Consider the following 9,659-nt stretch of genomic DNA (forward strand, 5'->3'; position numbering starts at 1 on the left):
GAGGACTTTAGCTTTGAGGCAGGGGTTTCAACCCCTGTCGGACTATCGGTTTAACGTGTTTGTTGACACCAATGGGCTCTTGGAGTGTCCCTACGGGCAGCTAGGATTATTTATTCTGTAAATTGAGAGATTCTAGGCTGACGCACCCTACAAGTTTTCAAGGATTCAAAAACTCTAAATGGTTTCCTGAAGTCGATCGCAGTTTTGCAGCAGACCCTTGCATTTTCAACCTGCCGCGTTCTAACATGATAATCCAATCGGCCCGATCGATCACTCGGGGCCTGTGAGTGATAAAAATCGTGGTTTTCCCCTGCCGGTACATCAACAATTGTTCTAAAACTTCCGCTTCGCTTGCGGGGTCAAGCCCTGCGGTAGATTCGTCTAAAATCAATACGGGCGGGTTGTTGAGAATGGCGCGGGCGATCGCCAATCTCTGTCTTTGTCCCCCAGAAATATTCGCACCAAACTCCCCTAAAACTGTTTGATATTTATCAGGCAATTGGCTGATAAATTCATCCGCCCCCGCAATTTTACACGCTTTCACAATCTGTTCAAAGCTGATATCTGGATTGCCCAACCGAAAATTATCCATAATCGACCGACTCCAAAAATGCGCTTCTTGAGGAACCAAAACCACCTGCTGTCTGAGACTGTCGAGAGACAAATCCTGCAAGTTGTAACCGCCAATTCTAATATTACCAGATTGCAGCGGATACAGACCAGCAATTACTTTAGCTAGCGTACTTTTTCCGCAGCCGGAATAGCCTATTAAAGCTATGGCTTGACCGCCGGGAAAGGTGACAGAAAAATTTTCCAGCAAGTCGAGTCTGCCCGGGTAGTGAAAACTCACACCGTTGCAAACAATACTGTCGCGGTCCTGAATGGTTACAAAAGGTTTATTCGTATCGTTTTTAGTTTCCGGTGCAGCGTCGATGACTTCCGACAGGCGTTGAGTAGCTGTCTGAACGCGAGTCATTTCATCACTAAATCCGACTAAGGAAGTCACCCAAGTAGTAACGTTTTGATTCATGCTAATAAACGCTAGCAACTGACCGATACTCAATACCTTTTCAATCACCAAACCGCTGCCCAACCACAGCAGAGTAATGCTGCCCGCAGATCCAATAAAACCAGAAAAGATATTGTTGAGAATGCCAATTTGCGTAGTGCGGAAAGTCAGCTTTGCTAAGCGACCGAAGCGGCTTTGAAATTCTTCCCAAAGTTGCTGGCCGCTGCTGGTCGTTTTGACAGTCAGCGCGCCTTTAAAAGTTTCTACTAAAACGCCTTGAGTTTCTGCTTCCAGCACCAATAAACTGCGCGTTTTGTGCTGCAATGCGGGCAGAAATACCACTGTTGAGACAGTCATTAACAGAGCTATAGCTGTAGCTGCTAGGGTCAGTTCCTTGCTGTAGAATAGCATAAAAATAAAAGAAACTACGGCTATAAAAAATTGACTGGGCAAGCTGATAGCGACTTGAGAAACTAATTTATTGATTTCTTGGATATCTTGTAATCTACTGACAATTTCGCCGCTGCGTCTGGTTTCGTAAAAATTCAAAGGCAATCGCAGGAATTTGCGGGCGAATTCCATGACTAATCCCAACTCTAAACGCTGGGAAAACTGAGCAATTAAGTTCGACTGTACTAATCCTAAACTGCTGCTAAAAAGGTTCATCACTATAACTGCGATCGCCACACTGGCCAGGAGTTGTCTGTCGCCCCGCACCAGGATGTCGTCGGTGAGCAGTTGAACTAGAAAGGGCGAAGCGATCGACAGCAAACCCAAAACCACGTTCAGCAAAAATGCTTCTATTAAAATCTGGCGGTAGATCCCAATCCGGCGCATCCATTTTTCTAAGGCATTGGCGGGCGGTTGACCCTCGGCTGCCGCAAAAAACCGCTCCGCGTCGGGTTCTACTAGCAAGCACAGCCAATCTGTCCAAGCTGCTGCTAATTCTGCTTTAGAAACGTAGCGCATACCGACGGCTGGATCGCCGATCGCATATTTGTTGCCCTGTTTACCGTACAAAACAACCCAGTGATAGCCGTTCCAGTGAATAATGGCCGGTAAAGGCGCTTCCTCAATTTTGTCTAAAATAGCAGCCGCGGCTCGCACGGAGCGGGCATTAAAGCCGATCGCCTCACCGCCTTGTTTCAAGCCCAGTAAAGTCGTCCCTTGCTGGCCCGTACCGACCAATTCTCGCAAACGGCTGATTGTAAAATTCTGTCCGTAAAATTTGGCGATCGAAGCCAGACAAGCAGCGCCGCAATCTTCTTCGCTTTGCTGGAGTACAACCTGATATTTCCGAGAATTATTGATTTTTCCGTAGAATGATATTCCTGGGAAAAATGGGATGTTTTTTAGCATTTTTTCAAATGAGTAGAGCATAAAGAACAATACCCACCGCCGCCTGGCCAATCAGCACAAAGCACCCATAATTTTATGGGTGCTGGCTGGCTTCAAATTTCTATAACTGGATTAACCTGAGATGTTGCACCATTCTCAATAAGCTTTTTGTGAACAGGCAAGATGCCTGTTCCACAAGAAAATTCACTCTTTGTGGAACAGGCATCTTGCGTGTTCTTGATTCTTGAGAATGGTGCAAGATGTGAGTTAACGGAACTTTAACAAAATATGAGTTCGAGATCGGGGAACGGCTAGATCGTGTTTTCTTGCCTCGTTGTATTTTAGATTGCGGCGAGCTCCGGCAGGTCTATTTCTGCCCAAACCCCGCAACCTTAAGCAGCACAACGTCTTCAAAGGGATTGCAGCCAGAGGACAGACTTCGGGACATTGGTTTTTTGGCTTCAAACTCCATATGGTTTGCCATGATATTAAGTATTGTTAACTTTCCTTAGATAAGGAAAATTTTCTCAAAGTCCCACCGCGTAAAGAATACAGCCCCTCAACGGCGAGTTCCGGAAAAAAAAATTTGTTACCCCCCTTGCGCAAATAAGGTTCAGTATGTTTCTATATTTTCATCGCTGAAGTATACCGCTACACAATCCGCAGCTAGCCCACTTAGACGAGCGATCCTCGGTTATTCTAAGTTCGCTCATCGGGCTATGAGATTGTGCAGCACAATAACTAATCCCTAGGTTTCAAGGAACTGCCAGGATAAAATTTTTTCTTGAGTAAAATTCAAGCAGCCTGCGTATCATTACCTTGATTTCAAGGTGAAAAAGCAGGTATCAATCAATAGGTGTAAAAAAACTACTCTATGCTGATTAATGTTTGGAATACGTTTAAATGCTAGATACATTAAGTACGGTGTCCCAGGGAGATAGTAGTATTTGTATCGCCGTTTTGGATGGTCCTGTTGACCAAAATCATCCTTGCTTCCAAGGCGCCGACTTAACGTTTCTTCCCACCTTGGTTAAAGCGGAGGCCCAGATCGGTGGCAATATGTCCGCCCACGGCACCCACGTTGCCAGCATTATCTTTGGGCAACCGGGCAGTCCGGTGCAGGGGATAGCTCCCAAATGTAAGGGGATAATTGTGCCAGTCTTCGCCGACGATCGCCTCAGAACTTCCCAGCTAGATTTGGCTAGGGGGATCGAGCAAGCAGTCAATGCCGGCGCCCACGTTATCAACCTCAGTGGGGGTCAACTGACCGACTATGGCGAGGCCGATGGCTGGTTGCGGAATGCCGTTCGTCTGTGCCGAGAGAACAACGTCTTGCTCGTAGCTGCTGCAGGCAACAACAGTTGCGATTGCTTGCACGTACCCGCTGCCTTGCCCTCTGTGCTAGCGGTAGGGGCGATGGATGCTAATGGCAAACCCGTGGACTTTAGCAACTGGGGCGAAGCGTACAAAGACCAAGGCATCCTTGCCCCGGGCAAGGACATCCTGGGAGCTAAACCCGGTGGTGGCACCGACCGCCTGAGCGGTACGAGCTTCGCCACTCCGATTGTCTCAGGTGTAGCAGCCGTGCTGCTGAGCCTTCAGCGGGAGCAGGGGGAAACCCCCGACCCCCACAAAATTCGTCAAATATTATTGCAGAGTGCCTTACCCTGCGACCCTGACTTGCCAGAAGAAACCCGTCGGTGTCTGGCGGGCAGACTGAACATCCCTGGAGCCATAACGTTATTAAAAAAAGGAGGAAATATGGCTGAGAATTTAGCATCAGTCGGTGCATCAGAAGTAGAAGCCGCAGGCTGCGGTTGTGATGGCGGCTTAACCAAGGCCAGTGAAGCGATGGCTAATCAAGCGCAACCTGCTCCTAGCTTGGTTGCTGCTGCCGCCAAGCTAGGAGCCGCTGAGGCTGTCTCTAGCAACACCCCCAACTTGCAGAACTTGATGCAATCGTTTCCTACATCTGTAACCCAACAACCACCAATGATGCCCAACTTAACTGCTAACTCGGTCACCGCCAGCCAAGCCCCCAGCGAACTTCCGGCTCTCGGTCAGATTGTTTATGCCCTAGGAACCCTCGGCTATGACTTCGGGACGGAAGCCCGCCGGGACTCGTTCAAGCAACTGATGCCGCCGTTTGACATAGGGGGAGGGGTGATGGTGCCAGCGAACCCCTACGACGCCCGCCAGATGGTGGACTACCTGGACGAAAATATTTCTGAGGCGCGATCGCTCATTTGGACGCTGAACATTGAACTGACTCCGGTTTATGCGATCGACCCCACCGGTCCCTTCGCCGCCGAGTCCTACCGCGCTCTCCACGAACTGCTATCCGGTCAAATCCAACCCGAAAACGATGCCGAATACGTTGAGCGCGTCAGCATACCGGGCATCTTGACCGGGCGCAAAGTCAAGCTCTTCTCCGGTCAAGTTATCCCAGTGGTTGAACCCCAAAGCACCCGCGGCATCTACGGTTGGAAAGTCAACAGCTTGGTGAGAGAGGCGATGGCAGCGGTTCAAGCTGAAGACGGCACTGCTGATGAAGACCGCATCCGCAGCACCCTAGATGGCTTCCTCAACCGCATCTACTACGACCTCCGCAACTTAGGAACCACTTCCCAAGACCGCGCCCTGAACTTCTCCGTCACCAACGCCTTCCAAGCGGCCCGAACCTTCAGCGAAGCGGTTGCCGTTGGCATGGAACTCGACAGCGTTACTGTTGAGAAAAGTCCCTTCTGTCGCATGGATAGCGACTGTTGGGATGTGAAGTTGAAGTTCTTCGACCCTGAAAACAACCGCCGTGCTAAGAAGATTTTCCGCTTCACCATTGATGTCAGCGATCTGATTCCGGTCACATTGGGCGAAGTTCGTTCTTGGTCTTCACCGTATTAAAGGGCAATACAATTGGGGTGAGAGTGCCACAACAAAATGGACTCTCGCCAAGACATCTAGATTTGTTCACCCTATCCATACGGAGAATCCTCAACCATGCGACTTCCTATATTGTCTCCCCCCGTCAAACGGCCTCATTTCATCCAGCCTGCGCTGTGCGTGGATGTGGAAGATGGTCTTACCGAGGATTTGGTGCATATTCGGATGGATCTGCTCCATGGCGCTAACTATAACGATCCTTCAGCCTATGCCAACCGCAGTTTCAGCCAAGTGATGCACTCTAGTGCCAGCCAGAGTACAGCCAGCCAGGGCTGGGGCGGCTTTGGGGGCATGGGACGATTTTATTAATGAGCCACTGATAAGTCCCTAATCACCATGCCTCAGCCAACTGAAACCCTATGGCAAATTGGTCAAGCTGGTAAAGGAGGTCAGGAGTTTTCGCAGGTAGGCGGCTGGCAAGAGGAATTTACCTACGTTGTTGGGTCAGATCGAGACCCGATTAACCAGCCCCAGATGCCATCGTTGCTTGTGGTTCCCGGTCGCAAGACCAAACCGCAGAGCAAAGGAAAGCAGCTTTTTTCCACGGACAAACTGAATATCCAATTCTCCCTTGTCCGAAGCTACAGCACAGGCGAACTTACGCTCTTTTACAACTTTTTTGGCTCTCAGGTTGACACCCTCTGGGTTGATGGTGAGCCACTGACCGAACTCGTCGGGGTCGGGTCAGGCAAGCCAACCAAAACCCAGATTCCCTTGCCAGCCCTCAGCGCTGGGCAACATACCCTGACCCTGACCACTGCTGGTGGGTCGAGAGATGGGGCACACCGGATCGACTACCTCAAGTTAGAGGGAGTTGTGGCTCCCCAGCAACCGCAAACCCTCCAAACACCCGAAACACCCAAGGAAACTAAGGAAACTGAGGAAACTATGGCTAATGAGAAAAAGGAAACGGCTAAGGAGAAAACAGAAGTAACACCCCCGGAAGTCTCCTCCACCCCTGAAGAGAAAAAGTCTTACGTGCCTACTTCCCAGACCGGGCTGCAAGATTATGCCTACTGGTGCGACTACGCCAAGAAGCAAGCCAAGAAGGCACAGAGACACCCTAAACCCTTCCGCCGGGGCCGCATCTGGACCTAATCCCTAGCCTGTGTTTTCAAAGTCTTAGATCCCCCCAACCCCCCTTAAAAGGGGGGGCTAAGAATCTCTTAAAGTCCCCCTTTTTAAGGGGGATTTAGGGGGATCAAAAAAATTAGGAGGCTAAACGAGTAGTTTGAAAACACGCCCTAGCCTGTCTTGTTATCGTCCACTTATTGACATCCTCACCGGCAAACAAGGCGCGGTGATTCCCAAACCTCACGATTTAGGTTTCTGTTTCATAGCAACTGCCTCTACCCACAAGGAGTTTTATGGTCTTATGTTCGCTCCACAGACTAACCCCGCTAGGCCAGCGGTTTTTATGTATCGAAATTCCACAGAAGAATTTCTTTGTTGTTTTGATTCAAGGGATGCATATTTCATTGCCCCATCCTCTTTTCCCGGTCTACCGATTTTTCTTCCCCGTTGCGAAACATCGCAAACTTTGGTGTTAGGGTTTATGTCTCCATCGACGGACAGTGGGTCATTGACCACTGAAATTATACTACGACACCTTGTAAAGCCGTCCTAGAAGGACGGGGTTTCTACCCAATTTTTTTGAGGACTGAGTGTTCGCTCTATGCAATCCACCACACTGCTCCAAATTAAGCCGCACTTTCATGTCGAGGCGATCGAGCCAAAGCAAGTCTACCTCCTTGGCGAACAGAGCAACCACGCCCTCACCGGGCAACTCTACTGCCAAATCGTGCCTCTGCTGAATGGGCAACACACCCTGGAGCAGATTGTCGAAAAACTCGATGGGGAAGTCCCGGCGGAATACATCGACTATGTGATCGATCGCCTCGCCGAGAAAGGCTACCTTACCGAGGTAGCCCCGGAACTATCCTCGGAAGTGGCAGCATTTTGGAGCGAGTTAGGGATTGCACCCCCCGTGGCGGCGCAGGGGCTACAGCAGCCGGTCACGCTGACAACGGTTGGCGATAACATCAGTGAAGTAACCGTTGCTGCCCTCGCAACTGCCCTGCGGGACATGGGCATTCCGGTGCAAAATTCCGCAGATGCAGATTCTTCAGCGGCGCTCAACATCGTTGTGACCGACGACTATTTGCAGCCGGAACTAGCCACCATCAACAAGCAGGCTCTGGAGCGCCACCAAACTTGGCTGCTCGTCAAGCCGGTGGGTAGTGTCCTGTGGTTGGGGCCGGTGTTTGTTCCCGGAAAGACGGGGTGTTGGGGATGTCTGGCCCATCGGCTGGGGGGCAACCGCGAAGTTGAGTCGTCGGTATTGCGGCAAAAACAAGCCCAACAGCAGCGCAACGGTCAAAACGGGAGTGTATTAGGCTGCTTGCCCACAGCACGGGCGACGCTGCCTTCGACCCTGCAAATGGGGTTACAGTTCGCCGCCACCGAGATCGCCAAGTGGATTGTCAAGCAACACGTCAATGCCACTGCGCCGGGAACGGCACGCTTCCCCACCATCGACGGCAAGGTTATCACCTTCAACCAGACAATTCTGGACTTGAAAAGCCATATTTTGATTAAGCGGCCGCAATGTCCCACCTGTGGGGACTCGGGAATTTTGCAGCGGCGAGGGTTTGAACCGCTGAAGCTAGAATCGCGCCGCAAGCAGTTCACCCACGATGGTGGCCACCGTGCCACGACCCCAGAGCAGACCGTGCAGAAATACCAGCACTTGATCGGCCCCGTAACTGGAGTGGTGACGGAACTGGTGCGGGTTTCTGACCCAACTAATCCGTTGGTACATACCTACCGGGCGGGGCATAGCTTCGGCAGTGCCACCTCGCTGCGGGGGCTACGCAATACCCTCAAACACAAGAGTTCTGGCAAAGGCAAGACCGATAGCCAATCGCGGGCGAGTGGTTTCTGTGAGGCAGTGGAACGCTATTCGGGCATCTTTCAGGGGGACGAACCCCGCAAACGGGCAACCCTGGCGGAGCTGGGAGATTTGGCAATTCATCCGGAGCAGTGTTTGTACTTTAGCGACGAGCAGTATGCCAATCGGGAAGCCCTGAACGCTCAGGGTACAGAGGCAGCCTATCGCTGGATTCCCCATCGGTTTGATGCAAGTCAAGCGATTGACTGGACTCCAGTGTGGTCGTTGACCGCACAGACGCACAAATATCTACCCACTGCCTTTTGCTACTACCACTACCCCATGCCGGAAGCTTATCGCTTCTGTAAGGCCGATTCCAACGGTAACGCAGCGGGCAACACCCTGGAAGAGGCAATATTGCAAGGGTTCATGGAACTGGTGGAGCGCGACAGTGTAGCTTTGTGGTGGTACAACCGTCTCAGCCGTCCGGGGGTGGATCTGGGCAGCTTTGATGAGCCGTATTTTGTCCAGTTGCAGCAGTTCTACCGGGAACAGAACCGCGAACTATGGGTGCTGGATTTGACTGCCGACCTCGGCATTCCGGCGTTTGTGGGCGTATCGTATCGCACGGTGGGAAGTTCAGAGCGGATAATTGTTGGTTTTGGGGCGCACCTTGACCCGAAGATTGCCATTCTTCGCACCCTCACAGAAGTAAACCAAATTGGGCTGGAACTCGACAAAATTCCCGACGAGCAGCTCAAGGGTGAGTCGAAAGACTGGCTGGTAGGAGTGACTCGAGCCAGTCATCCCTGTTTAGTCCCAGATGCATCGCAGCCGCTGAAGACCGCCAATGATTACCCCAAGCGTTGGAGTGATGACATCTATGCAGATGTGATGACCTGTGTGGGGATTGCCCAAGCAGCAGGTTTAGAAACGCTGGTGCTAGACCAGACGCGACCGGACATTGGCTTGAACGTGGTCAAAGTGATTATACCGGGAATGCGAGGTTTATGGTCGCGGTTAGGACCAGGGCGGCTCTATGACGTGCCGGTAAAGCTGGGGTGGCGAACCGTGCCCCTAGCTGAGGCAGAGATGAACCCCATGACGATACCGTTTTAAGTCTTTTTAAAGTTTGCGGGCGACGGGCTTCGCTACATACCAGATGTCGCCCTACTAGGCTTCTTCCCAACGAAGAAGAGGATTGACCCACCTTAACGGGTCAACAAACCAAACAACAAAATGAGGAAATTACTCATGGATAAGAAGAACATTCTGCCCCAACAAGGCAAACCAGTGATGCGGAGCACCACTGGTAAACTCCCCAGCTACTTGGCTGAACTCTCTGAGGAAGCTCTCGGTGGTAATGGTGCGGAAGCATCTGCCCCTTTCTGTATCTGTGCCCACGATGGTGCGGAAGCATCTGCCCCTTTCTGTATCTGTGCCCACGATGGTGCGGAAGCATCTGCCCCTTTCTGTATCTGT

Annotated in this window: 7 protein-coding genes; 6 read left to right on the forward strand and 1 reads right to left on the reverse strand. The window is 51.3% G+C overall.

Features of this window, described 5'->3' with window-relative positions:
• Positions 1-157 precede the first annotated feature (157 nt).
• A complete protein-coding gene (locus QUB56_RS18955) occupies positions 158-2,368 on the reverse strand; it encodes a peptidase domain-containing ABC transporter (RefSeq protein WP_332957234.1) in 2,211 nt (736 codons plus the stop codon).
• Between the two features lie 325 nt (positions 2,369-2,693).
• On the opposite strand from QUB56_RS18955, the gene QUB56_RS37325 reads away from it, so the two are divergent.
• The 6 genes from QUB56_RS37325 to QUB56_RS18980 all read left to right on the forward strand — a co-directional run.
• Positions 2,694-2,849, forward strand: coding sequence for a transposase (locus QUB56_RS37325; protein ID WP_445243373.1), 156 nt, complete (start codon positions 2,694-2,696; stop codon positions 2,847-2,849).
• Positions 2,850-3,250: 401 nt separating this feature from the next.
• Complete coding sequence (locus QUB56_RS18960; RefSeq protein WP_332957235.1) at positions 3,251-5,248, forward strand: PatA/PatG family cyanobactin maturation protease; 1,998 nt, start codon at positions 3,251-3,253, stop codon at positions 5,246-5,248.
• Between the two features lie 96 nt (positions 5,249-5,344).
• On the forward strand, positions 5,345-5,596 hold the full coding sequence (locus QUB56_RS18965) for a cyanobactin biosynthesis system PatB/AcyB/McaB family protein (RefSeq protein ID WP_332957236.1): 252 nt from the start codon (positions 5,345-5,347) through the stop codon (positions 5,594-5,596).
• A 27-nt stretch (positions 5,597-5,623) separates the two neighbouring features.
• Positions 5,624-6,385: a cyanobactin biosynthesis PatC/TenC/TruC family protein gene (locus tag QUB56_RS18970; protein WP_332957237.1), complete on the forward strand. Its 762-nt coding sequence runs from the start codon at positions 5,624-5,626 to the stop codon at positions 6,383-6,385.
• Positions 6,386-6,962: 577 nt separating this feature from the next.
• Positions 6,963-9,296: a TOMM precursor leader peptide-binding protein gene (locus tag QUB56_RS18975; protein WP_332957238.1), complete on the forward strand. Its 2,334-nt coding sequence runs from the start codon at positions 6,963-6,965 to the stop codon at positions 9,294-9,296.
• Between the two features lie 135 nt (positions 9,297-9,431).
• Positions 9,432-9,659, forward strand: a 228-nt coding sequence (locus tag QUB56_RS18980) for a microcyclamide/patellamide family RiPP (protein WP_332957241.1), incomplete at its 3' end; no start/stop codon positions are given.

The sequence above is a fragment of the Microcoleus sp. AR_TQ3_B6 genome (assembly GCF_036702785.1).
GTDB lineage: Bacteria > Cyanobacteriota > Cyanobacteriia > Cyanobacteriales > Microcoleaceae > Microcoleus.

What these genes read in the sequence shown, in the direction of transcription:
- QUB56_RS18975 (WP_332957238.1), top strand. Translation starts at nt 6,963, where the DNA reads ATGCAATCCACCACACTGCTCCAAATTAAGCCGCACTTTCATGTCGAG.
- QUB56_RS18965 (WP_332957236.1), top strand. Translation starts at nt 5,345, where the DNA reads ATGCGACTTCCTATATTGTCTCCCCCCGTCAAACGGCCTCATTTCATC.
- QUB56_RS18960 (WP_332957235.1), top strand. Translation starts at nt 3,251, where the DNA reads ATGCTAGATACATTAAGTACGGTGTCCCAGGGAGATAGTAGTATTTGT.
- QUB56_RS18970 (WP_332957237.1), top strand. Translation starts at nt 5,624, where the DNA reads ATGCCTCAGCCAACTGAAACCCTATGGCAAATTGGTCAAGCTGGTAAA.
- QUB56_RS18955 (WP_332957234.1), bottom strand. Translation starts at nt 2,368, where the DNA reads ATGCTAAAAAACATCCCATTTTTCCCAGGAATATCATTCTACGGAAAA.